Raw genomic sequence first — 23,572 nt, 5'->3', positions numbered from 1 at the left:
AAGATAGAGTGATCGCTTTTTTGCGCAAGGGATTAAATATGAATGTCGCCTCGGTAAAACATGACGGCATGTCCGGATAAATTCACGTGGCCCGGCGCCACATGGGTGTCCAAAATGCCGCCGCGGCGACTGGCTTGGTAGGCCAGGATGTCGGGCTTATTCAACTTCTGTGCCCAGTAGACGGAAATGTGGCAGTGACCGGAGCCGCAAACGGGATCTTCGTCCACGCCCAGCTTCGGCGCGAAGGAGCGGGAGAAGCAGTCGTATTCCCCGTCGCCCGCCTTTGTCAGGTGGAGCATGGTGCCGTCCAAGGCCCTGATCTTTAAAATATCCGGTTCGTATCCCGTTAAGTCGAAGTCATCTTCCATGACCAAAAGCAGATCCCGGCCCATATAGGCTTCCTTCGGGCGCGCGCCCACGGCCTCGACCATCTCGTCGGTGACGGAGATTTTTTCCAACTCAAAAGCCGGCAGATCCACATTGTAAATGTCACCTTTCCGCGTGACGGGCAAGGTGCCGGATTTTGTTTCGAAGTAGATCGTGTCCTCTTCCCGCTCTAAAATCAAAAACACGATGTAGGCGGCGGCAAAGGTGGCGTGGCCGCAAAAATCCACTTCCTCCTCCGGGGTAAAGGAGCGGAGAATGTACCTGTCCCGGTCTTTAACGATAAAGGCCGTCTCCGATAAATTATTTTCGTTGGCGATGGCAAGCATTAGCTCATCGGTTAAGAGGCGATCGGGCAGGCAAACCGCGGCGGGATTGCCTTTAAACACTTTTTCCGTAAAGGTATCGACGATAAATTGCTTCATAATAACTCCTATAAACTGATCAGAGCACTTGTGTGTGCGATGAGACGAGGCCCGAGAGCAGGGTTTCTTCCCGAGGCCATTGGGCGCCATTCGTGTGTAAAATGTAGAGACTTGCCTGAACGGAACTTCCGAAAAGCAGGATCAAGCCGAAGAGATAGAGCCACACCAAAAAAATAATCATCCCGGCCAAAGAGCCGTAGGTGTTGGAATAATTGGAAAAATTCGCCACGTAATAGCTGAACACCGCGTTTGAGAGCAAAATGCCCACGGTGGAAAACAAAGCGGCGGCCAAATGAATGGTGGCCTTCGGCTTCGTGCCTTCGGGCCATTTCGGCGAATAGCGGTAGAGGCAGTAGAAACTTAAAAACATATAGGCCAGGGGCACGATGGTGGTGGTGCGCCGAATAAGCTTGTAGGCCTTCGGCGGCATTTGCAGATACTGGAATAAAAAGTGCATGACATTCGAGCCGATGACTTGGGTCACGAAAAGCAAAATCACCAGGGCGAAAAGGGCGATGGTGGTAATAAAAGACAGGGTCGTGAGAGCCAAAATACCTCGGTCTTCCGTAATGGGCAGGCCGTCGTTGATGCTTTTAATGAGCTGCTTAATCCCCTTGCTCGCCACGTAAATGGTGCCGATTAAGGAAATCGACAAGAGCGCCGAAGACGAGTTCAGTTGCAGGTCTTTAAAAAAACTCGCGGCGATGGTTTGTATCTCCGGAGGCAGACTGTCTATAATCTTCGTCACCTTGGAAAGATAGCTGCGGTTCACCGCGTTTAGAATATTTAATAATGCGATAAAAAAGGGGAAGATGGCCAAGACAAAAAAATAGGACAGGCTCGCCGCCTTTTGTATCAAATCGTTTTTCAATATGTGATAGAAAAGGATATCGAAAAAAGCGAAAGGCTTTTTTGTAACGAAACCTTTGAGTTTCCTTTTCAATTTATTCATAGAATCCTTCTTCCCTCCTAAGGCGATTATAACATATATATGATAGAATAGACCCATCATGGAGGAGGATTTATGCAATACAACATTTTGGTTTGCGACGACGAAAAGGACATCGTCTCTGCAATAAAAATTTACTTAGAAGCGGAAGGCTACAAGGTTTTTCCGGCCTACGACGGCCTCGAAGCCCTGGAAGTCATGAAAGAAGAAGACATCCATTTGGTCTTAATGGATTTAATGATGCCCAATATGGACGGCATGTCCGCCATTTTAAAAATCCGCGAAACCAGCAACATCCCTATTATTATCTTAAGCGCAAAAAGTGAAATTACCGATAAAATCATCGGCCTGAACATGGGCGCCGACGATTACATTATCAAGCCCTTTAATGCCGTGGAACTCATCGCCCGCGTCAATTCCGGCATTCGCCGCTACACCTCCTTAGGCGCGGCGGAAATCGACGACGGCAATTACACCGTGGGCCGCATCAGTTTAAACGACAATGCCAAGGAAGTGCGGGTCGACGGGGAAGTGGCCAATTTAACGCCCCACGAATACAAGATCCTGCGCCTGCTTATGAAAAACAAGGGGCGGGTCTTTTCCAGCGACGAAATCTACGAAATCGTGTGGGAAGAAGCTGCCCACGACGTGAAAAAAGTCATTTCCGTGCATATTTCCCATTTGCGGGACAAGGTGGAAATCAATCCGAGAAAGCCCGATTACATTAAGTCCGTCTACGGCATGGGCTACAAGTTTGAGGATGTGGACTGATGCCCGAAGGCGGCAAGGGGCTTCTCCGAAGAATTAAATCCCGCGCCTACACCTACGCGCGGACCAATTATCTGGAAATCATTTGGGTGGATCTGTGGTTCGTCATGGGGTGCATGAATCTTTTCGCATCCTTTTTCGGCGGCTTGGCCTACGATCCCTCCCGCTCCGCCTTCTACGGCCTCGCGACCCTCGTGCTCCTCTTGGCCTTTTGGGGCGTGAAGCTCTTTATGCGAGCCACGACGCGCACCTGGCTTACGGTCAATCTGGTGCGGGAAATAAAAAAAGAAGCCATCTATGGCTTCTTCTGCTTCGTGAACATTATTTTAATCCTGTATTTTTTCATGGTGCTTACGGGCTTTCCCGTGCTCTACGGCATTTTGATTATGCCCGTGTTGCGGCTCATGCTTATGGGGGAAGATGAGGTCATTCAAAACCGCATTCTCCGCGCCGCCATCGCCGAGACCCAAAGCTATGTGGACATTACGGTGTTTTCGCCCATGATGAAGGAATCAACCTACGAGGCCTTAATGGATCTGACCCGAATCAAAGACAGCATGTATCAGGCGGCCCAGGCCCAGGTGAAGTCCCAGAAAATGAAGACGGAGCTCATCACAAATATCAGCCACGATCTAAAGACGCCCCTAACGAGCATCATTAACTACGCCGATATTTTAAGCAAAAAAGACGTCATGGACGACGAGGCGAAAAACTACATCCACATCTTGGGGCGCAATTCCGAGCGGCTCAAGAGCATGATCATCAATCTGATTGAAGCCTCAAAGACAGGCAGCGGCAATGTTACCTTGGAGCCGGTGATTATCGACTTCAACGAATTAATCGGCCAGATCTACGGCGACGTCGCCGCCGATTACGAATCGAGAAATTTAAACTTCGCCTACACTTCCGACGTGGAAGACATTCCCATTTACACCGACGGCAATGTCTTAAGTCGGGTCGTACAAAACCTCTTCACCAATTGCTACAAATACGCAAAAGAAGGCACCACCGTCACCGCCAACACTTCGGTGGTGGGGGAAAAGATCTACTTCAATATGAAGAATCGGTCGAAAAACAAGATCAACCAGTCCACCGCCGAGCTGTCCAGTCAATTTATTCGCGGGGACAAGAGCCGCACCACGGAAGGCAGCGGCCTGGGTCTTTATATTGCAAAAAACTTGGTGGAGATTTTGGGCGGCGAATTTCGCATGATTATCGACGGAGACTACTTCCAGGTCTTTATCGAGCTGCCGAAAGAAATTGAATCCAAAAATTAAAAACCGGACAGAGCGTCCGGTTTCTTTATTATGGGGAGTGTATCGGATTAAATATCGAAGTCGATGCGGCCGAAATTGCCGTCGCGCCGTTTGTAAAGCAGGGCCGGTTCGCTGTCTTCGGCATCTAAGAAGACGAAGAAATTGTGGTTCAAGAGTTCCATTTGAAGCATGGCTTCTTCTTCGTGCATGGGCAGAAGCTTGAAGTGCTTTCTCTTGGAAATAATCTTGCCCTGTTCGTCTTCTTCCGATTCAGGCATGGCCTGTTCGAAGTTTTCGAAGCGAATGGTATCGGCATTTTGATTGCGCCGTTTCAGGCGGGTCTTGTACTTGCGCACTTGCCGCTCCAGAGCGTCCACGGCCAAATCAATGGAGGCGTACATGTCTTGTGTCGTCTCTTCTGCGCGGACGATGCTGGAGGGTAAGAACACCGTGATCTCGGTGGTGTGATCACCCTTGGTGGCGGAAAACGTGGCTTTCGCTTTCACCTCTTCGGCAAAGTACTTGTCCAATTTCGACAACTTCTTTTCCGCTTGCTTCTTCAAAGCCGGCGTTACTTCAATGTTCTTTCCGTAAAATTCAATACGCATAGTCATGTCTCCTCTCACTACTTTTTATTATGATACCCCGATTCGGGCGATTGAAACGGGGCGTCCCTTGCAGTTTTTTTTCAGTTTGCTATACTTTTTCTAGAAGTGAAAAAGGAGAATAGAATTTGAACATTCCGTCGAATAAAAAATTTCTGCCCCACGTGGGCATGCGCACCTTTAAGACGGCATTGGCCGTGGTTATCGGATTGTTTTTATCGAATATACTGGGGCTTCACACCCCACTGTTTGTGGCCATCGCCGCCATGACCACCATGCAGCCCTCGGTTCACGAAACCCACAAAGCCGTGAGGCTTCGAATGTTTACCTGCGTCATGGGCGTGGTTTTAGGCTATGTTTTGGCCCTGATTACCGATAATATCTACATTCGCCCCTTTATCGCCGGCTTCGGCATCGTGATTATTATCCTGACGCTGTTGAAGTTTAAGATGAACCGCTTCATTAATCTCACGAATATTATTTTCGTGGCCAGCTTTTCATCGGATCAATCCCAATTAATCTACGGCGTCAACCGCCTGATCGGGACCTTTCTCGGTATTTTCGTCTCCCTACTCATCAACTATTTTATCGCCCGGCCCACGCCGAAGAAAAGCTTTGAAAACCTGCTGGAGCATACCTACGAAGATATTTTCCGCCTCTCCGAGGAAATTATTCTCGCCGACGAAAAGCCGCAGCTGGACGCCCTGGAAAAAGAATTGATTAAGACCCAGGAATCCTTTGAACTCATAAAAAAGGAAATTACCGAGCCCTTTGCTCGGGAGCTGGACCTTTACGGCGTGGAGAACCTCCTGGATCTGTTCAGCGAATGCTTTGTTTCTTTGCGGGTTTTGTCTCAAATGAACATTATGGAAAGTAAATTAACCATGGAAAATAAATTGATTATTCAAGAACTGTTCCACTACACGGAACTGTTTGAGGGCATGGACGAAGTGATTCCCGATCCCATCGTAAACTTTCACGTGCACGTGGTGTTGGAAAAACTTCAGGCCACAAAAGCCCTCTACGACGAAGGAGTGACCCATGTCTAACAAACAGCTTTGGCTGAAAACCCTGGATGATATCGTGGCCATCGTGGATTCCACGCGCCACAGCATCCCCATGGACGACTTATTTAAAGACGAAGAAATGTACACGCCCATGCGCAGCGTCATATCCCATTTCGATTTGGCCGCCTGGCTCATGTTCGATACGGAGGAAAATCGCCCCACCACGAGCCAATTGGTGGGCCAGTTGTGGCGTCACATTCACAAAATGCGGGGCGTGGAGCCCTATTTGGAACGCATTTTCGATTCCTATCTCTCCCTTTACCGCGTCAATTACAAGAGCGAGGGGGGCATTTACGTGCAAAGCATTTTATTTCCCGAGCCCGCCGTCATCATCGAGGCCACGGAAGGGGCGAAGGAGCTGAACGAGGGGGAGATCTTCTTAGGCCGCATCGTGGATTCCTCCGTGGGCCATTTCCTCTTCAACAAGGCGAATGTCGTGCCGGAGAATCTGCGGAAAGATTTTTCCGAGCAGGTGGAGGAGCTGAAAAAGCGCCAGCCCATGATTCGCGAGAACACGAAAGTGTATCAGGAAACCTTAAAGAACGGCAATCCCGAGATTCTCTTTCTCTTTGCCCTGGCCTACGTTCAGGCGCAGGAGCGCGAGGTCCCTTATCCCTTTGACGAGGACGATGAACTCTTGGATGTGGACGACGGCATTCTCGCCTTGGCCCAGGAGTTTTCAGAGGACGAAGATGCGGTAATCGCGGACATGTACCTTCTCGAGCACATGGACTCGGCGGCGCTCATGGCCGAGGGCGTGAATCTCGAGGACAATCGCTTCATCCACTACGACGAACTGATGATCGCCGCATCAAACGACGGGGATTTTATCGACGACGCCCAATTGCTCCGCATCTACGAGCTGCTCCGCCGCTGGTGCGTGGAGCAAAAAAACGACGCCGGACGAAAATCTCTGGAGCCTGCGGACAAAAAAATTCTGGATTATAAAAGGCGCCTTGCCCGCTCCGTGCGGGGGATGTATCGCATCAACAGCCTGGTCAAAGCCCGTGGGGAAATGAACCGTTCCTCCAATTGGATCGATCAGTTCGATCGCTACTTGGAAACCGTGCTGGATCAGGACCTTGTGGTTACGAAAAGCGGCGCCATCAATCAAAAGAGCCTGGCCCTGGTGCGAAAGAATGTGCCGATTTTCCTCCAGACGAGCAAGGCCAATCGGGAAAGCAGTTTTCCGGAGCTGGTCTTTTTCAGAAAATTCGCCCTTTTAAAGAGCATGATCTTTGAAGAAGACGGCCTGCTTCTTCCTACGATCCGCCTGGAACAGTACATGCAAATGGACGACGAAGACAAGGTGGTGCTCTGGGTAAGCACGCTCTTAAACGAAAAATTTCGAGGCACCGACACCTACTTCCGCCAATGGCCCATACAGGAAGTCTTCGCCGAGAGCTTAAAACCCGGCGCCGGCGCGGGCCTTTTAATCGAAGCGCCCGAGGATAAAGAGGCCATGATTCGCCTGCGTATCCTTCAGCTGGGGCGGGATTTGGATCTCTACGATATGGCCGTGGATCCCGGCGGCGATGTGTTTTTCATTCCCACGGATTTCGGCGCGGCGGCCTTTAGCTACATGGGCATTTTGGAAAAAGACAATGTGATTGCGCCCTTCGAATGATAAGAGCTATCTAATTTAGATTTTCGAGGCCTTAGGCTGTGGTAAAATAATAGAGGAGGCGAGCGGATCATGAGACGAAAAGCCCTTTGCGCGGCCTGTTTACTCCTCGCCTTTCTTTTGGCAGGGGCAAAGCCCTATGCCTTGGAGGAGCGGTTTTTTCGCGACATTCAATCGAAAAAACCGGCGGTGGAAACGCCCGCTGATGTGCCGGAGCTTTTAACCTTTCGCCCGTCGAAGGGCGCGGCGGAGGTGTATTACACCTATCCCATAAAAAAAATAAACGGTGCCTGGGCTATGGCCTATAAGGATCTCGTCCACCTGGTGGGCAAGGACCGCATAAGTTACCTGCCCGAGGACAAGATCATTACCCTCAATCAAATCAATCGCGTCTACATGGCCGTGGACAAGAGGGCGGTGATTCGCCAATCGGGCCGAGCGGAGGCGGAAGCCTATCCCACATTTGAAGGGGACGTACTCTATGTGCCTCTGGTCTTTTCGCTGAAAGAAATGGGCTACACGGTGAATATCTCGGGCGACGAAACCCGCATGCTCATCGTGCCGCCGAGGGAAAAGAGCAAGGTGGTGCCCGATCGCGCCGTGAAAGTGGGAAGCATTTCTCCCTACCGCGACGGCACCATGGCAACGGAGATTTTCGACACGAACGGCACCCGCCTCATTGGCTGGGGCGAAAAAGTGCCCGGCGGCTTGGGCAGTTTTTTTTACATCGACGAAAAGCAGTCCGTTCGCTACACCGGCAATTTGGCCTTGGAAGCCCCCGCGGATTACGACGAGGAGGCGAAGGCGGTTCTCGCCGTAGACGGGCGTCGGATCGTGATTTATTCCTTTGACAAAGGGAGCCGCAGGATTTACCCCGTGCCCTACGCCATGGAAGGGGCGAAAAATTTCCGCTACGATCGCGGTCGCGTGTACTTTCAAAGGCTCGGCGGCATTTACGCCTACGAGCCGAAATCGAAAGTGCTGAAGCGGGTGGTGGACAGAGAAGCGGAAGCATTCGAGGCGCGAAACGGCCGCGTCATCTACCGACTCGACGGAGAGCTCTATTTACATGAAGAAGACCGGGAAGACATCCCCCTGGATTCGCGGGCCGAAGAAGCCAAGTTGAGCACATCTTCCGTCCTCTTAAACGACGAGGACCTGGGACTTGTGACGGTCCTCGATGCAGATACCCGCGACGTCAAGGCGTCCATGGCCTACGACAAGAGCAAGCGCTGCAGCGTGAAGCTTATGGGCGATCGCTACCTGGCGCTGGGTCAGGGGAACGCAGTCGAGTTAAGGGATTTAGATTCCGACATGGCCTATTTTCTGGACATGGTAAATATAGAAGATACATTGAAAGGCCGGCGGGTTCTGTGGCTATACAACGGCAATGTGCTGAAAGGCTATGTCTACGGCGACGGCGTGAAGATAGCACAGACCATTACGGTGCATCCTTAAGGAGGAGTTATGAACAGAGAAGAAATGGAAAGACAACGGCGACGCAGAAAAGCGCGCATAAAAAAGAAAAAACGCCAAGCGCGCATTCGCGGCGTGGTCCTTTTAATCGTCATCGTCGTCCTCTTCGCCGGCGCCTTTCATAAATTAAAGAGCCTGGCCGGAAAGGGCGCATCCGGCGTAGGCGGCAATCAAATCGAATGGTTTGTCCTGAAAAATATGGACGCGCTGAATCCGAAGCGGGCCTATACGCCTCAAGAAATCGGCAACCTAACCAACAACATCATTAATGACCGCATTGAAATTCGCCTGGCCAAGGGCGAAAACCACATTACCCGCGCCTCCGACTACGCCTACGACGCCGGCGAAATCTCCGACATCATTCAAGGCAAGCGGGAGTACACGGGAAAGAAGAAAATCGCCTTTTTAACCTTTGACGACGGGCCGAATCACAAAATTACGCCTCAAATCCTGGATACCTTGAAGGAAAAAGAAGCCCACGCCACCTTTTTTGTCATAGGAAAAAGCGTCGGCGAAAAGAATCGGGACGTGCTCCTTCGGGAACTTTCCGACGGCCACGCCATCGCCCTTCACTCCTACAGCCACGACTACCACAAGCTCTATCCGGGACGGGTAGCCAGTGCGGCCGCCGTGGAAGAGGAGGCGAAAAAGACCCAAGGCGCCCTTCAAGACATTCTCGGCAAAAACTTCCATTCCGGCGTGTGGCGCTACCCGGGCGGGCACATGAGCTGGCAAGGCCTCGAGGCAGCCGACAGCAAGTTAAAGGATTTGGGAATTTCCTGGATCGACTGGAACGCCCTCACCGGCGATGCGGAACCGGCGAGCCGCCGCCCCACGACGGCGCCGGGTCTGGTGGAATTTTTAAAGAAATCCATGCCGAAAAACGACGACGCCTCGGTAATCGTGATCTTAATGCACGACGCGGAAACCAAACAGCTTAGCGCCGACGCCTTGCCTCACGTCATCGACGCCCTTCGCGACGACGGCTACAGCTTCGGCATTTTGAAGTAGGGAATTATGCAACACACATCCCTGCTCTTAATGCTCATTACCATAGGGACCAAATGTTTTGGATTGGCTAGGGAAAAAGCCCTAGCCCATTTTTTTGGTACATCGGATGTGGCGAATATTTTTCTTATCGCCTTTACCCTGCCCATGGTTCTCTCCAATCTCTTTGCCGGCTCCATCTCCGGCGGCTTTATTCCCGTCTATACGGAAATGGCCCACAAAGGCGGAGACGACGAGGCGGATCGTTTTACCACCACCTTGGCCTTCGCCGTGGCCGCCATCGCCCTGGTGTTGAGCATTCTCGCCATTATCTTTGCGCCGACGTTGGTGCACCTCATGGCGCCGGGCTTTCACGGAGCCACCTTCGAAAAAACCGTCGCCATGAGCCGCGTGACGGCGTTGAGCATGACGGTGACGGCCGTCTTTTCAATATTCAAAGCCTATTTGCAAATTCACGAACACTTTATCGTGTCCATGTTCCACTCCGTGGTCATGAACTCCATTTTAATCGTCGCCATGTTTTTAGGCCGCGCCGGCGACTTGCGCATTCTGGCCCTGGGCATTTTCTTTGCCTTTTCTTTCCAATACGTGATCTTTCTCCCTTATTTGAAAAAGAGCGGCTTTCACTTGCGACGAGGCTATCACCTAAAGGGGGAGGCCATGAAGAAAATGTGGCTTTTGATTCTGCCCATATTGATCTCCACTTCGGTTTTGGAACTGAACAACATCGTGAGCAAGGCCCTGGCCTCCACCATCGCTCCCACCGGCGTGGCGGTGATTAATTACGCCACGAAAATTCAGGGCTTCGTCACGGGCATCGTGGTGACGAGCATCGTCACCGTCACCTATCCCCGCATGGCGAAGCTCGTGGAAGATGAAAGCAGCGAGGAACTGTCCCGGGTGATGCGGGAGAGCCTCTCACTCATGGCGGCCTTCGTCCTGCCCGCCACCGTGGGCGTCGTGTGCTTTCACAAGGAAATCGTGCGGCTCTTGTTTTTAAGCGGCGCATTTTCCGCGGAAGACGTGCGCGCCACGGGGGAAGTGCTATTGTTTTACGCACTGGGGCTTTTCGCCATCGGCATACGTGAAATCGGCGTCCGAATCTTTTACAGCCGAAAAGACGCCGCCGTGCCCTTAATCAACGCCGCCTACATGGTAGCGGTGAACGTGGCCCTGAGCTTTATCCTCGGGAAACTCGTGGGCCTTAGAGGCCTGGCCATGGGCACCTCCGCCTCCCTTTGGGTGGGGGCCGTGGGTATGTTGATCCACTTAAAGCGCACCGCCATGGGCTTAAAGCTCACCCGCGGCGGGAAAAATCTCGGTAAAATCGCCCTGGCTTCGGCCCTTATGGGTCTATTCGCCAAGGTGGCGGAGAAAATCCTTATGGGCTTTCTTTCGCCCAATGTGGCCCTGATCGGCGCCATCGTCGTGGCGGGGGTGAGCTACCTCCTTTTGGCCTTCGTGATGAAATTTGATGAAATCGAACAAATAAAAAAATTGCTTTATGCCAAGAGAAATAAGGTATAAACTAGAGCGAGACTATAAATTAATTAAATAATATAGAGAAGGGAAGAGCATGAAGAGAGAACAATTGGTAGAATTTTTACACAAACAAGCCATCGACGCCACCTTGTTGAAGGAGGTGGAAGAATTCGTCCGTGAACACGAAGTGGATCCCGCCGTGGCGGACCGCGTGCCTGTATCCATTTACCGCTACTACGGAAAAAGCATTTGGGAAAAAGCCATTTACGCCATTTTATCCGGCTACCATATTTTGCTTTCGGGCCCGAAGGCCACGGGGAAAAACGTCTTTTCCGAAAACCTGGCCCAGCTTTTTAATCGCCCCATGTGGAACATGTCCTTAAACGTCAATGTGGACAGCGCCTCCTTAATCGGTGTGGACACCTTCCGAAACGGGGAAGTGGTATTGAAAAAAGGCCCCGTCACCTTGGCGGCGGAAAAGGGCGGCTTCGCTATTTTCGACGAAATCAATATGGCGAAAAACGAATCCCTCTCCGTGGTGCACTCGGCCCTGGACTTTCGCCGCATGATCGACGTGCCCGGCTACGACCGCATTCCTCTCGACGATGCCACTCGCTTTATCGGCACCATGAACTACGGCTACATGGGCACCCGGGAATTAAACGAGGCCTTGATCAGCCGCTTTATGGTCATCGACATGCCCATTCTCGAAGGGGAGGGCCTGAAGCAGATTTTGCGCGAAGAAACCAATTTAAACGAAGAAGGCATGCTGCTCTTCGCCCGCCTCTTTACGGATCTTCAAAACAAGAGTTTGGAAGGGGAAATTTCCTCGAAGGCCGTGGACATGCGGGGCCTTTTCGGCGCCCTAAATATGATCGAGCGGGGCCTGGATGTGAAAGATGCCCTGAACATGGGCATCGTCAATAAATCCTTTGACCGCTTCGAAAAAGAAGTGGTGGACGATGTCATCGACACCCTATTTGCAAAAGGCGTGACGAAAGGTGAATTGTTCCGATGACCTGGACGGACAAGCGCCGGCAAAATGTGTACTGGACCGTGGGCGGCAATTACCAGCGCCGCTACCAGGGCGAGGGCGACGGCTTCGATGCGGCGGAATCGGGAATGATCGATCGGGCCTTTCCGAAAAATCGCCTGGCGAACTTCCTGGCCAAGAACACGGAAAATGTGTCAAACGGCAAGGACATGAACGCCGTGGCGCGGATCCTGGCCTTGCAATACACGAAGGCCGACCTCTATGCGGAGCGCCCGGGAATCAAGGCCATGGCCAAAGACGCCTACAAGGCTCGCTACCGAGCACTGGATTTTTTAAACAAACGGGACATGGCCCAAGAAATCGAAATGCAATACGCCGCCTACCGCATGGGCAAGCCCATGAGCGCGGGCACTTTTTTAGAGCCCTTAATGCGAAAATTAATCGCCGGGGATAAAATAAAAAACGAAGGCGAGTTCTACGATTACCTGGCGCGGCTGTGGCGGGAGCATTTCCACGTGAACCCCACCTTGACCTTTGAAGTGGAAAAAAAGATCGAAGACAAAGAAACGCCGCCTCCGCCGGATCAGCCGGAGCCGAAGAAAAAGCGCCGCCAAATCGTGGAGACCAAAGCGGAAAAAATCGAAGACAAGGACACGGAGATCATCGAGTCGGCGGAATTTTCCGGCGTCATTCGAGATACGTCGAAAGTCGTGGAATCCGACGCGTCCATTACGCGGACCCGCGCCGACAGCGAAGCCCGCACATTGAATCGGGTGCGCAAACACTACGGCAAGGAATGCCTTTCTCCCGCCAAGACCAAAAAAATCGAATCTGCCATCGCCACGGGCATGCACCACGGCATGCGCCTGCACGTGACAAAGGGAAATTTCGAACACGACATGGGCGCGCGGTTTTTCGAAGACCAAGTTCTCGCCCAAAGGCAGGAGACGGAAGCCATTTACGAGAAAGACCGCCACATTTACGAACGATCCATCTTTGAATTAAGAGAAATCATTCGAAAAAACCTCTTAGACGACTCCTCACAGGAAGCCGTGCGCGCCGCCAACGGCGCCGTGGACACCGGCCTCTTGTGGCGCCACGTGATCTTAGGCGACGACCGCATATTCAAGAAAAATTCCTTCGAGCAGGAAAATTCCTTTGCCGTGGACATTCTTTTGGACATGAGCGGCTCCCAACAGGATCGCCAGGCGGAAGTGGCCATTCAGGGCTTTCTCATCGCCGAGGCCCTGACCCAACTGAGGATACCCACCCGCGTCATGGGCTTTTGCAATCTCTTTAACTACCAAATCATTCGCATCTTCCGGGACTACAAAGACGACAACAAAGAAAATCGCGAGATCTTTTCCTACAAGGCCAGCGGATCCAATCGCGACGGCTTCGCTCTGCGCTACGTCTTCAATACCATGGAAGAAATCGAATCGGACACGAAAGTGCTCATCGTCCTTTCCGACGGCATGCCAAACGACCTTCTCTCCATCGGCCTGGACACGGCCAAGGGGAGCGTCGTCGACTACGAAGGGGAAGATGCGGTCTACGACACGGCGGCGGAAGTGCTTCAGGGAAAACTCAAGCAGCGCGCCGTCCTCGGCGTCTTTACCGGCGAGGACAAGGAGCTGGATCAGGAAAGACTCATCTTCGGCACGGACTTTGTGCGTATCAAAGACTTGGAGCGCTTCTCCGTGGTCGTTGGAAAATATTTAAAGAGCGTGGTGGAACGCTTGCAATAGAAAAGAGCCTCGAGGGCTCTTTTTTTGTTTGAATACCGATCCCGCGTCGGGAACAAGGGGAATAAGAATGTCTTCGATTGAAAAGGAAAATAGGGTATAAGGTAGATGAGGTGAAGAAAATGAACATTATGCCCCTGCCGGCACTGTCGGATAATTATATTTGGATCATCGAAAAAGAAAAGCGCATCGTCGTGGTGGATCCCTCGGAAGCGGATCTCTTGCTTCAAGTTATGGAGGCGAAGGGCTACGTGCTCGAAGCCGTGCTCTTAACCCACAAGCACCCGGATCACATCGGCGGCGTGAAAGATTTAATCGCAGCCCATCCGGCGCCGGTCTACGGCCCCGAGGAAACCGGCGTGGCCACGGAAATCGTAAAAGGCGGAGAGCACATCGAGGCCTTGGGCGAAACCTTTGATGTCATCGCCACGGCGGGCCACACGGAAGGCCATGTGGCCTACAAAATGAAGGACCATCTCTTTATCGGCGACACCCTCTTCCTTTCCAGCTGCGGGCGGGTCTTCAGCGGCGATTACGAAGCCATGTTTGAAAGCCTTGCGGCATTAAAGGCCATGGACGATGAGGTGAAAGTCTATTCCGCCCACGAATACTCCCTGTCCAATCTTGAACAGAGCGTGAACTATTTAAAAAACGACGCCACGAAAAACGAATTGGAGCGGGTGCGCCGCCTGAGAGAAGAAGGCGCCGTGACTCTCCCTACCACCATCGGAAAGGAAAAGCAGGTGAATCCCTTCCTCGTCATCGACGATTTCGACGAATTTGTCCGCTACCGAAAAGAGCGCGATCGCAGCTAATCAGAACCACCGGCTTTGCCGGTGGTTTGTTGCATTACAAATGGGTTTGATTTTGCAATATGCTTCGTGTACGATGGGTTGTACCAGAGACTATTGTGGGGTGACAAATAATGAAAAAAATATTTTGTGCTGTTAAAGATACTAATAAACTAAGAAGTATAAGAGAATGGGCTTTAACCATAGGAGTCGCTTTCTTGTTGGCCTTATTTATCAGAACCTTTATTTTTCAGACTGCTTATGTGGATGGAAGTTCTATGCATCCTACATTTGAAGATGGGGAATTACTAATTGTCAAAAAATATGAGAACATCATTAAACATCCAAAATACACGAGAGGAGAGATAATAATTTTCTCTCCTCCGACAAAAGGTAATAAAAAGCTATACATTAAAAGAATAATAGGCTTACCGGGCGATAAGATAAGTATAGAAGGAGGAAAATTATATATTAACGATAAACTTCTAAATGAACCTTACATAGAAAATGATTTGTACACTGAAGCAATTCATTTAGCCGGGCCTCATGCCATTTCGGAAGATGAACTGTTTGTAGTTGGCGATAATAGGCATCCTGGAGGAAGTATCGACAGTAGGACTTTTGGCGAAGTTCCTTTTAAGAATGTAGTGGGCAAAGTTAGCTATAGAATTTTCCCTTTAACAAAAATCAGACATTTTGATTAGTATAACGATAAAGACGGGGCGTAATGACTATGCCCCGTCTTTATCGTTATATAGTTGCGTAAGAGAGAAATGTATTGAATTATTTTACTTTGACCGTATTCTGCCGAGCTTGGAAGATCTGTGTCCGAAGGAATACCGAGAATCCATGGAATTCGCATAGAAGGAATGATATGTAAAACAAAATCGAGCAAGCGAATTGCTTACTCGATTAAGTCTAACTTATGGGATTAGTCTAAATCCGGGACGCTCTCTTTTTTCGATTACATGCCGCGCACATTAAGCATGTTGTCGCGAATTCGCTCGGTCACTTTCTTCAAGTGGGCCTTTTCCTGTTGCTCGATAAGTTTTAATTCCTTCGGCGCAAAGCGGGGCACGATGTCCTGGAGTTCCCGCACGATTTCCACGGTTTCCCGTTCGATGCGTTCGGCCAATTCGAAGACATCCATCTTGTCGCGAATTTTCTTCGCCTTTTCGACGAGCTCTTCGGGCTTCGCCAAGAGGCTTCTCTCCAGGCGAAGGCGGAAATAGTCGTAGTCGTCTTTTTCTACGACCCAGCCGCCGTCGGCTTCGGCTTGTTTCGCCAAATTCAAATACACATCGTGGTGGCGATCCTCGTCTTTTGCCATAATTTCAAAAAACATATCGCCGAACTTTGCGTCTTCCGCAAGGTAACGATACACCTTGGCGACCTCTTGTTCGTTTTTGGCCAGCAGTTCTAAAATGGCCTTTCCATCTACTCGTTGACTCATAAACTCCTCCTCAATCTATGATAAAATGATTCAACCCTATTGTACAACATGATCCGCAAAATGACCAATGTACAGAAGCCTTGTAGTGCTTAAAATAAAAATATCGTCGAGCCACTTGCAAAGGCTCTGTAAAGTTGTTATAATACCATTGTTGCATCGAGATGTGGCGCAGTTTGGTAGCGTACATGTCTGGGGGACATGGGGTCGCAGGTTCAAATCCTGTCATCTCGACCAATTGTAAAAACGGCTGATTACGTCTGACGGCGTAAATCAGCCGTTTTTCTTTTTCAATCTTCGTTTCATCTCATCCCTTTATCGAGGTTTTGATCCCGATTTCCCGACTTTTATCCCGATTTGTATGTGACGATGTTTAGAGGAAAGGCGGGCGAGCCACTGTTGGATGAAATCAAGTCCATCGAAGCATTGGAAGAACCCTCGTCGTAAAAAATTATACGTGACATAAAACTTTTCATGCCTTCTTTTTTTAGAAGGCATTTTTTATTTTCAGAGAAGATAAAATGATCGATCGATTTTCGAAAAAGGAATAAATTAATTTCGATTAATATTATCAATTAGAACGTTCTCGCGAAAAAATCCACCACGATCATCCGCCTGCAGTGAAAGACTTGTTTAAATTTCAGTAAAGTAAAGAGTCTCTTGACGTGAAATAGTTAGAAACTTATAATCTTTATCGAACGATAATAGTTATCGTTCCCAAGAATAGTTTAGCGATCCACTGAAGGAGGTTTTGGATGCAGAAGAAGACGATTAGCTTGCTTTTGGCGGCGACGATGATTTTTTCATCGGCTGAAAGTGCGCTTGCAGCAGCTGTTGACGTCACCAAAAAGGCGACGGTACATAATAAAGCGCCGCAAGCCAGTGCCATCGTAAAAAAATTTGAAGCGTCACAGAAAAATGTGGCAGTGCAAAACGAAAAATTCGCCTACATCGTAGAGTTTTCACAAGAAGCGATGCGTGATTCGGTGAAGGAAAAATTGAAAAAGATGAAAGATGTGAAAATCCTATACGATTATCACATTCTTTTTAATGCGGTTTCCATACAAACCTATCCCGAACAGGCGGAAGTTATCCGAACATTGCCGGGGGTCAAGAGTGTGGAGCGTTGCGGAACCCTCGAACCTTTAATGGAAAATGCGCGCGAAGTCGTCAAAGTGGATAAAGCCACCGATTACTTAAAGGCCATCAATGCCACCAATCCCGAAATCGGGAAACATTACGACGGCCGCGGTATGCTCATCGCCAACATCGACACGGGGATGGACTACAAGCACAAGGACATGCGCTTAGATGACGACGCCTTGTCGGCCGCTAAAATACAGGAAAAAAATTTAAAACCCGAGGACAAGCCCTTTTACTTGTCGCCGAAAGTGCCTCGTAGCTTCAACTACTTAAGCGGCGGCGTGATTACGAAGGAAATGTATGACGACGGCAGCGATTATCACGATCCCCACGGCATGCACATTTCCGGGATTTTAGCGGCCAACGCCACGAAACAAGATCTTCAGGCTAAAAACGGGATCCGCGGCATTGCTCCCAACGCCCAATTAATGGCGTACAAAATGTACTCTGACGCCAGCGACGGCTTTGCCGGCGACGAAACCATGTTCCACGCCTTTGAAGACTGCATTACCCACGGAGCGGACGTTATTTCCATTTCGTCGGGCTTTACGGGCACGGGCCTTGTGGGCGAAAAATATTGGCAAGCCATTCGCGGCCTGAGGAAAGCCGACATTCCCGTTTGCGTCGCCACGGGGAACTACGCCACATCCGCATCGGATTCCTCATGGGACCGTTACAGCAACAATGCCCTTAACATGACCGACACGGGGAACGTCACCCGTACGGCGGCACATGAAGATGCCATCGCCGTCGCATCGTCGAGAAATACCGTCGTGGAATTTAACGGTGTGAAGATCGGGGGAAAAGATATGCGCTATTCTCAAATCGGCGCCTTCTTCGACAAAAACCACTTCACCCAAAAAGATTACGACTTTATTTACTTAGGTAAATGCCAAGACGCAGACATTGCCGGAAAAGACGTGAAAGGCAAAATCGTGGTCATGGATCGTATTTTCTCAACCGACATGAAATACGCCTTCCAAAAAGTTAAAAACAAAGGCGCAGTCGGCGTTATCGTCGTCAACACCGTAAATTATTACAACCGCGACGACTGGGAAAATGTGCCTGCCATGGGATACGAACAAGATGAACGTACACAAGTACAAGTCTTCTCCGTATCCGGTTACGATGGCCGAGATCTTTGGGACATGATCACCGGCAAACAAACGACTGCCGATGAAAAGCAAAACAAAAAAGGCGATTACCGCATCGACATGAAGGCATTCGACGCACACAAACCTGCCGTCGGACAGGAAAAGAATCTTTCCGTCGAATTTTTAAACGATAAAATCAAATGGGGCGACGAAGAAGTGCCGGCAGGCTCCACGTCCTGGGGACCCCGTACCGACCTGCTCCTAAAACCCGACGTATCCGCTCCCGGTAAAAACATTTACTCCACACTTAACGTCATCAACGGAAAGAGCACCTATCAATACATGAGCGGCACTTCCATGGCGACCCCCGTGGTCTCCGCGTCCACCGTATTGATTCGGCCCCGCTTAAAACAAATTGAAAAAGATCCTCTTATTAAAGGATCGGGCATCGACCTCGTAACCTTGACGAAGATCATGCTTCAAAATACGGCGCGGCCCATGAAAGACCCGACGACGAAAGATGAACAAAATCAAACGCTGTTTGCATCGCCTCGTCAACAAGGGGCAGGTATTATCGACGTGGAAAAAGCGTTGAAGAACAATGTCATCGTGTCCGTAAAAGCCAAAGGCGGCGACGGCCAATCCAACGATTACGGTTCCGCTTCCTTGCGGGAAATTAAAGACAGATCGAAAGATTTCACCATTACCCTTCGAAACATTTCCGACCGCGACCTGACATTTAACGTGTCCGCAAGCCCGGTCACCACCGACGGGGAAACGCCGGTGAAAAAACTGGACGAAGAATACAAAGACGAAAAGAGCCAAGACGGACAAAAGATCGTAGCGGAAATCCATCCGAAAAAAGTAGAAGGTGCCCGCTTAAGCCTTGGTTCCGAAACCATAACTGTTCCCGCACACAGCAGCTACAATTTGGCGGCGAAAATGGAAACGGGCAAAGCGAACAATCAATTTGTGGAAAGCTTCTTGAGTTTTGAATCGAAAGAAGCTGCCGACGGCAAAAACGAAAACGCACAACCTTCCCTTTCCATGCCGGTCATGGGCTTTGCAGGAGACTGGAACAAAGAAACCATTATCGACAAATGGGCGTGGGAAGATGGATCTAAATCCAAAGGCATCGTCGGCCACGACGACGAAGGCAACTTAAAACGCCCCGGCACCATGAACCGCGGACGCGGAGGCGAACACGGCATCGACCTCTTTAACCCGGCAGGCGTTATTCAAAACACTGAAGACGGCAACCCGAACTTTGAACAAGACCCCGCTTTCTTCTCCTTGAATAACAGTATGGATTTTATGCAACAAACCACCGGCGACAGTAAAATTATCAAGGGCTACACCACCGATAAAATGGTAACGCCTACGCCCCTTATTTTACGCTCCGCCTACGACGCGAAAGTGGCCATCGTCAACCAGCAGGAAGAAGCGGGCCAACGGAACCTTAAAGTGCTTTCCGTACAACAATTTGTTAAGGGCATTTTAAACTGTAAGAGCAACACGGCAAAGGGCTTAAAAAAATCCAAGATGAAAGTATTCCCCGAAATGCAATGGGACGGCAAAGTGTATTCGCCGAAAACCATGGAAATAGATGGAGACTACATCGAGCCGGGTCTGACGCCCTTGGCGGAAGGACAATACTACTACAAATTCCAATACCGCCTCACCCCGGATTACCCCTATCAAGTGTCCTATGTTCCTGTAAAAGTTGACAATACGGCGCCGAAGATTCTTTCTGTCGATTGTTCCAACCCCGATGAAATTAAGGTCGTGGCGAAGGACACCTATCACCAAAACCCGGACAAATCGAAGACGTGGTTTAATTACGATCAAAAACAACATCCCGAGGCCTTTAAAGAAGTTTCCAACAAACTTTGGTTCTTAGGCGCATCCTTTGTGGATGAATACGGCGACTTAATTAAAGAGCCGAATCTAAAAGTTCTCAACAAAGGCTACGATGCCAATACCGGCGAAACGCACTACGTCATTAAAGGCGCCAACAGCGATCTTCAAGGCAAAACCCTGGAATTGGCGGCCCTCGACGGCGCCACCAACTTCTCCGACACCTTCCGCGTGAAATTCGACAAAAATCTCACCGACGGGAAGCTGAAATATGAAGTAAACGCAAAGGCAAACGAGGATGAAGAGGGCTACAAGACAGATGACAAGTATGCCATCGACGGCAGCAAGTTGAAGACTGCCGCGCCTCTTGAAAACAAACCGGAAGAAGAAAAACAAGGAAACGACAAAAAGGTCGAAGGAAAGCCGGAGATTGTCTTGGATGAAAAACATTCCACTACAGGAAAAATAGAAGAAGCCGATTTACGGAGGATGCCGAAACCCAAGACCTATAACAAATACGATTTTGTTACCGGCGAAGAAAAGCCTTACACCGATTACGGCGATTTCTATGGGGAACTCGACGCCGACGGCAACCCCCTCTTCTATGAAGACGGAACGAAGATGGAATATACCAAGGAAACCATGGAGGATCTAAAGGCAAAAGGTTATGTCGGCAAAATTACACCCGATGCAGACGGCGGCTTCCGCGTATCCGGCACCCTCAAAAATGTATCGAAGAAGGCGAAGCTTTACTATCAATCGGCGACCATGATAAAAACCGGCAAACGGGCCGAGGTCATGACCTTCGATTACAACGACAAAAACAATACCCTTTCCTTCGACTTCTACGGCAACAAAGACGACGTCAATAACGATAAGGGAACCAACTACGAACGGGATATTAAACTATTCGTCGTCGATCAACAGGGAAAGAGCAAAGAAATCTTCTTTAGAATGCCCGAAACGAAGAAAAAAGAAGCGAAAAAGTTCCACCCCGTCGAATCCAAAGTCGGCGATATCGAAGAACTTAGCAATAGCGATTTAAACGGCAAAGTAGAAGCAGCTAAAGACGTCAACGGCAAAACCATCTTTAAAATGCGGGAAGAGCTGAAGATTTACAAAGGCTACGCCGTAAAGATCACATCCTTCAACCCGGGCAAAAACGGCTTAAAGCCCTTAAGCTCCGACGTGTATTACTGCGACGCATCCCGTTGCGAACAAGGTCAGGAATATGGAAAAGACGAAAATATTCGTTTCAATATTCTCCAAGGCTTTAACCACATAAACTACAAAGTTTACAGAATTGCCTTAGATGAAAAGGGTAATGCGATTAAAAAGGACGGCAAGGTAGAACTGAAAGAAGAAAATCTCATTTCCGAAAAAGGCAAATGCGTTTATTTCGATAAAGACGCTGTGCAATTGGATATGGATAAAAACTTCTTCAACCCCACTGCCGACAGCGAACTCTACGTTCGCAAGAGCCCCTTGGTAATGAAAGGCGTCGTCGGCGATAAAGGCGGCTTCAACTGGCACCTGCGCATCAATGAAAGCATTGTAGACGAATACTTGATCTACGGCGACCTTAAGAGCGACAACAGCCGACCCTTTGAAGTGAAAATACCCTTCGAAGACGGCGATCGCCTGGACTGGGCGGCAAAAGATTACTCCGGAAACGGCATGCCCGGCGATATTAAAGACGGCGAAGGCAATGTCGTTCAAAGAGCCCTCAGAACCCAATACCATCTCTATTTAGATGATGTAAAACCCGAGGTCACTATTTCCAAAGATTCCGTAGAAAATGGCCAAGCCATTCCCTATGGCATGGACAAAAAACTTTATGTCGGCGTAACGGATAAGCGTAGCAACGAAAAAGCAGGAAAAATCCAAGAAAAAGAAATTTTCATTAACGGCAAACCTTACATCGCCGACACGAACTTAGAAAAATACGGCGACGCTCCTTATGAAATCAAAGTCGTGGCAAAAGACTACGCGCGGAATACGACCGTGAAAATTATGAGCTTCGATCCTGAGAAAGACAAACTGGTCAAAAAGGAAAATACGAAGGTCACCGTTAAATTCCATGCCGGCGGAGGCGGAGGCACCATGGCACCCGCAAGCATCGTCCAAGGGGAAGATTTCGCCTTGCCGGAATGCACTTTGACGGCGCCGAAAGGCAAAGTCTTCGCGGGATGGCGCGTAGAAGAAGCCAACGCCTTTATGGATGGCGTGTCGAGAGCACAGGGCAGGGCACCCTCGGCGGAAAAGGAAGACCTTAAAGGGTTACGTCAACCGGGCGAAGTCCTTAACGCCACAAAAAATCTCGACATTACCGCCGTCTTTAAATACGCCAAACCTATAGAAAAAATAACCGTCAACTTCGAAAAAGCATGCGGACAAGGTATGGAACAATCCAGGGAAGTAGAAAAAGACTCTACCATTACCTTGCCGCAAAACGGCTTGCAAGCACCGGCAGGAAAGGAATTTGTCGGCTGGCTCGTATCAGGCAAACTGATGCAACCCGGCACCCAAGTCACCATTCACGACAGCATGACCATTACGGCGCAATGGAAAGATACGGAGAGCAACCCCGATCCCGGAACAAAGCCCGATCCCGGAACGAAGCCCGATCCCGGAACGAAGCCCGATCCCGGAACGAAGCCCGATCCCGGAACGAAGCCCGATCCCGGAACGAAGCCCGATCCCGGAACGAAGCCAGGCAGTAGAGGATCGAGTCAAAATCGGTTCCCCTCTACACCGAACCGGGGATCCGCTTCCCAAGATCCTGCCAATGGAAACAAAGCGCCGCAAATAAAAGACGATTTCACCGGCCACTGGGCGGAAGCCGTTATACGAGATGCCTTGGCAAAAGGTTACTTCAACAACATTGCAGGCGACATTGCCTTCATGCCCGATTACCCCGTTACAAGGGCACAATTTGTCACCGTCCTGGCACGCTACGCAAACGTGGACACAAGCAAATATCAATTTGCGCCATACAAAGACGTGGACGCAGGTGATTTCACCGCCCCCTACATCGCGTGGGCGGCAGAAAACAAAATCGTCCTGGGCGTAGGCGACAATCGCTTTGCACCGAACAAAACACTGGATCGCGCCGAAATGGCGACCATACTCTACCGATACACCAACACCTTAAAAATTCAATTGAAAGAAACAGAACAAGTGCCGCAATACACCGACTTCGATACCATTCCCTCGTGGGCACAAGAAGCGGTAATGCACATGAGCCGCTACGAAATCCTACAAGGAAACGAAGACAAAACCTTCGCTCCGAAAGGAAACTTCACCCGCGCGCAACTGGCAAAAGTCATCTATCAATTCGGCCACTAAAATCAAAAGACAGATCGGAAAGACCGGTCTGTCTTTTTTTGTGCAAATATGTGAAAACTATCTTCTTTCCACGGCCTATGATATAATTTGGCTATTCATTGGAAAC

Annotated in this window: 16 protein-coding genes and 1 tRNA gene; 13 read left to right on the top strand and 4 right to left on the bottom strand. The window is 49.9% G+C overall.

All coding sequences use genetic code 11. The features are described 5' to 3' along the window. Positions 1-32: 32 nt before the first annotated feature. Complete coding sequence (locus OCV31_RS02245) at positions 33-809, bottom strand: PhzF family phenazine biosynthesis protein (protein WP_148472218.1); 777 nt, start codon at positions 807-809, stop codon at positions 33-35. Positions 810-828: 19 nt separating this feature from the next. After that, complete coding sequence (locus OCV31_RS02240; RefSeq protein WP_267303749.1) at positions 829-1,761, bottom strand: YihY/virulence factor BrkB family protein; 933 nt, start codon at positions 1,759-1,761, stop codon at positions 829-831. Between the two features lie 72 nt (positions 1,762-1,833). Here OCV31_RS02240 and OCV31_RS02235 point away from each other — a divergent pair, with 72 nt between their 5' ends. Together OCV31_RS02235 and OCV31_RS02230 are read left to right on the top strand one after the other, a co-directional pair. Then, positions 1,834-2,529 (top strand): response regulator transcription factor, encoded by a 696-nt coding sequence (locus OCV31_RS02235; RefSeq protein ID WP_108831843.1) that lies wholly within the window; start codon positions 1,834-1,836, stop codon positions 2,527-2,529. Beyond that, positions 2,529-3,803, top strand: a complete 1,275-nt coding sequence (locus OCV31_RS02230) for a sensor histidine kinase (RefSeq protein WP_148472214.1) — start codon at positions 2,529-2,531, stop codon at positions 3,801-3,803. The genes OCV31_RS02235 and OCV31_RS02230 overlap by 1 nt, the downstream gene beginning before the upstream one ends. Before the next feature lie 47 nt (positions 3,804-3,850). Here the strand turns inward: OCV31_RS02230 and hpf are convergent, their stop codons facing one another. Further along, entirely contained in the window at positions 3,851-4,390 is a 540-nt protein-coding gene (hpf, locus tag OCV31_RS02225) for a ribosome hibernation-promoting factor, HPF/YfiA family (RefSeq protein ID WP_148472211.1), read from the bottom strand. Positions 4,391-4,515: 125 nt separating this feature from the next. On the opposite strand from hpf, the gene OCV31_RS02220 reads away from it, so the two are divergent. The 9 genes from OCV31_RS02220 to lepB all read left to right on the top strand — a co-directional run bounded on the left by OCV31_RS02220 (position 4,516) and on the right by lepB (position 15,278). After that, positions 4,516-5,436: an FUSC family protein gene (locus OCV31_RS02220; RefSeq protein ID WP_148472209.1), complete on the top strand. Its 921-nt coding sequence runs from the start codon at positions 4,516-4,518 to the stop codon at positions 5,434-5,436. Further along, positions 5,429-7,081, top strand: a complete 1,653-nt coding sequence (locus tag OCV31_RS02215; protein WP_148472207.1) for a hypothetical protein — start codon at positions 5,429-5,431, stop codon at positions 7,079-7,081. The genes OCV31_RS02220 and OCV31_RS02215 overlap by 8 nt, the downstream gene beginning before the upstream one ends. 69 nt (positions 7,082-7,150) lie before the next feature. After that, on the top strand, positions 7,151-8,536 hold the full coding sequence (locus OCV31_RS02210; protein WP_148472205.1) for a hypothetical protein: 1,386 nt from the start codon (positions 7,151-7,153) through the stop codon (positions 8,534-8,536). 9 nt (positions 8,537-8,545) lie between these two features. Next, positions 8,546-9,565, top strand: a complete 1,020-nt coding sequence (locus OCV31_RS02205) for a polysaccharide deacetylase family protein (RefSeq protein WP_267303748.1) — start codon at positions 8,546-8,548, stop codon at positions 9,563-9,565. Between the two features lie 6 nt (positions 9,566-9,571). After that, entirely contained in the window at positions 9,572-11,089 is a 1,518-nt protein-coding gene (murJ, locus tag OCV31_RS02200; protein ID WP_148472203.1) for a murein biosynthesis integral membrane protein MurJ, read from the top strand. A 64-nt stretch (positions 11,090-11,153) separates the two neighbouring features. Next, on the top strand, positions 11,154-12,062 hold the full coding sequence (locus tag OCV31_RS02195) for an AAA family ATPase (protein ID WP_148472334.1): 909 nt from the start codon (positions 11,154-11,156) through the stop codon (positions 12,060-12,062). Further along, positions 12,059-13,786 carry a vWA domain-containing protein gene (locus OCV31_RS02190; RefSeq protein ID WP_148472201.1) on the top strand — a complete coding sequence of 576 codons (1,728 nt, stop codon included), beginning with the start codon at positions 12,059-12,061 and terminating at the stop codon, positions 13,784-13,786. Before OCV31_RS02195 ends, OCV31_RS02190 begins: the two co-directional genes overlap by 4 nt. Before the next feature lie 119 nt (positions 13,787-13,905). Then, positions 13,906-14,598 carry a hydroxyacylglutathione hydrolase gene (gloB, locus tag OCV31_RS02185; RefSeq protein ID WP_148472199.1) on the top strand — a complete coding sequence of 231 codons (693 nt, stop codon included), beginning with the start codon at positions 13,906-13,908 and terminating at the stop codon, positions 14,596-14,598. Between the two features lie 110 nt (positions 14,599-14,708). Beyond that, the gene (gene lepB / locus OCV31_RS02180) at positions 14,709-15,278 is read left to right on the top strand and encodes a signal peptidase I (RefSeq protein ID WP_148472197.1); all 570 of its coding nucleotides are present in this window, start codon (positions 14,709-14,711) and stop codon (positions 15,276-15,278) included. A 260-nt stretch (positions 15,279-15,538) separates the two neighbouring features. On the opposite strand, the gene OCV31_RS02175 is transcribed toward lepB, so the two are convergent. Beyond that, complete coding sequence (locus OCV31_RS02175; protein WP_108832209.1) at positions 15,539-16,027, bottom strand: ferritin family protein; 489 nt, start codon at positions 16,025-16,027, stop codon at positions 15,539-15,541. Between the two features lie 157 nt (positions 16,028-16,184). Here OCV31_RS02175 and OCV31_RS02170 point away from each other — a divergent pair. Together OCV31_RS02170 and OCV31_RS02165 are read left to right on the top strand one after the other, a co-directional pair. Then, a tRNA-Pro gene (locus tag OCV31_RS02170) sits at positions 16,185-16,261 on the top strand. 518 nt (positions 16,262-16,779) lie between these two features. Beyond that, on the top strand, positions 16,780-23,466 hold the full coding sequence (locus tag OCV31_RS02165) for a S8 family serine peptidase (RefSeq protein ID WP_148472195.1): 6,687 nt from the start codon (positions 16,780-16,782) through the stop codon (positions 23,464-23,466). The last annotated feature ends 106 nt before the right edge of the window (positions 23,467-23,572 follow it).

It is taken from the genome of Aedoeadaptatus acetigenes (genome assembly GCF_025566985.1).
In the GTDB taxonomy this organism is placed as follows: Bacteria; Bacillota; Clostridia; order Tissierellales; family Peptoniphilaceae; genus Aedoeadaptatus; species Aedoeadaptatus acetigenes.
Note: the sequence above shows the minus strand (reverse complement) of the source record. Positions and strands in the feature narration are given on the sequence as shown.

What these genes read in the sequence shown, in the direction of transcription:
- OCV31_RS02245 (WP_148472218.1), bottom strand. Translation starts at nt 809, where the DNA reads ATGAAGCAATTTATCGTCGATACCTTTACGGAAAAAGTGTTTAAAGGC.
- OCV31_RS02240 (WP_267303749.1), bottom strand. Translation starts at nt 1,761, where the DNA reads ATGAATAAATTGAAAAGGAAACTCAAAGGTTTCGTTACAAAAAAGCCT.
- OCV31_RS02235 (WP_108831843.1), top strand. Translation starts at nt 1,834, where the DNA reads ATGCAATACAACATTTTGGTTTGCGACGACGAAAAGGACATCGTCTCT.
- OCV31_RS02230 (WP_148472214.1), top strand. Translation starts at nt 2,529, where the DNA reads ATGCCCGAAGGCGGCAAGGGGCTTCTCCGAAGAATTAAATCCCGCGCC.
- hpf (WP_148472211.1), bottom strand. Translation starts at nt 4,390, where the DNA reads ATGCGTATTGAATTTTACGGAAAGAACATTGAAGTAACGCCGGCTTTG.
- OCV31_RS02215 (WP_148472207.1), top strand. Translation starts at nt 5,429, where the DNA reads ATGTCTAACAAACAGCTTTGGCTGAAAACCCTGGATGATATCGTGGCC.
- OCV31_RS02210 (WP_148472205.1), top strand. Translation starts at nt 7,151, where the DNA reads ATGAGACGAAAAGCCCTTTGCGCGGCCTGTTTACTCCTCGCCTTTCTT.
- OCV31_RS02205 (WP_267303748.1), top strand. Translation starts at nt 8,546, where the DNA reads ATGAACAGAGAAGAAATGGAAAGACAACGGCGACGCAGAAAAGCGCGC.
- murJ (WP_148472203.1), top strand. Translation starts at nt 9,572, where the DNA reads ATGCAACACACATCCCTGCTCTTAATGCTCATTACCATAGGGACCAAA.
- OCV31_RS02190 (WP_148472201.1), top strand. Translation starts at nt 12,059, where the DNA reads ATGACCTGGACGGACAAGCGCCGGCAAAATGTGTACTGGACCGTGGGC.
- gloB (WP_148472199.1), top strand. Translation starts at nt 13,906, where the DNA reads ATGAACATTATGCCCCTGCCGGCACTGTCGGATAATTATATTTGGATC.
- lepB (WP_148472197.1), top strand. Translation starts at nt 14,709, where the DNA reads ATGAAAAAAATATTTTGTGCTGTTAAAGATACTAATAAACTAAGAAGT.
- OCV31_RS02175 (WP_108832209.1), bottom strand. Translation starts at nt 16,027, where the DNA reads ATGAGTCAACGAGTAGATGGAAAGGCCATTTTAGAACTGCTGGCCAAA.
- OCV31_RS02165 (WP_148472195.1), top strand. Translation starts at nt 16,780, where the DNA reads ATGCAGAAGAAGACGATTAGCTTGCTTTTGGCGGCGACGATGATTTTT.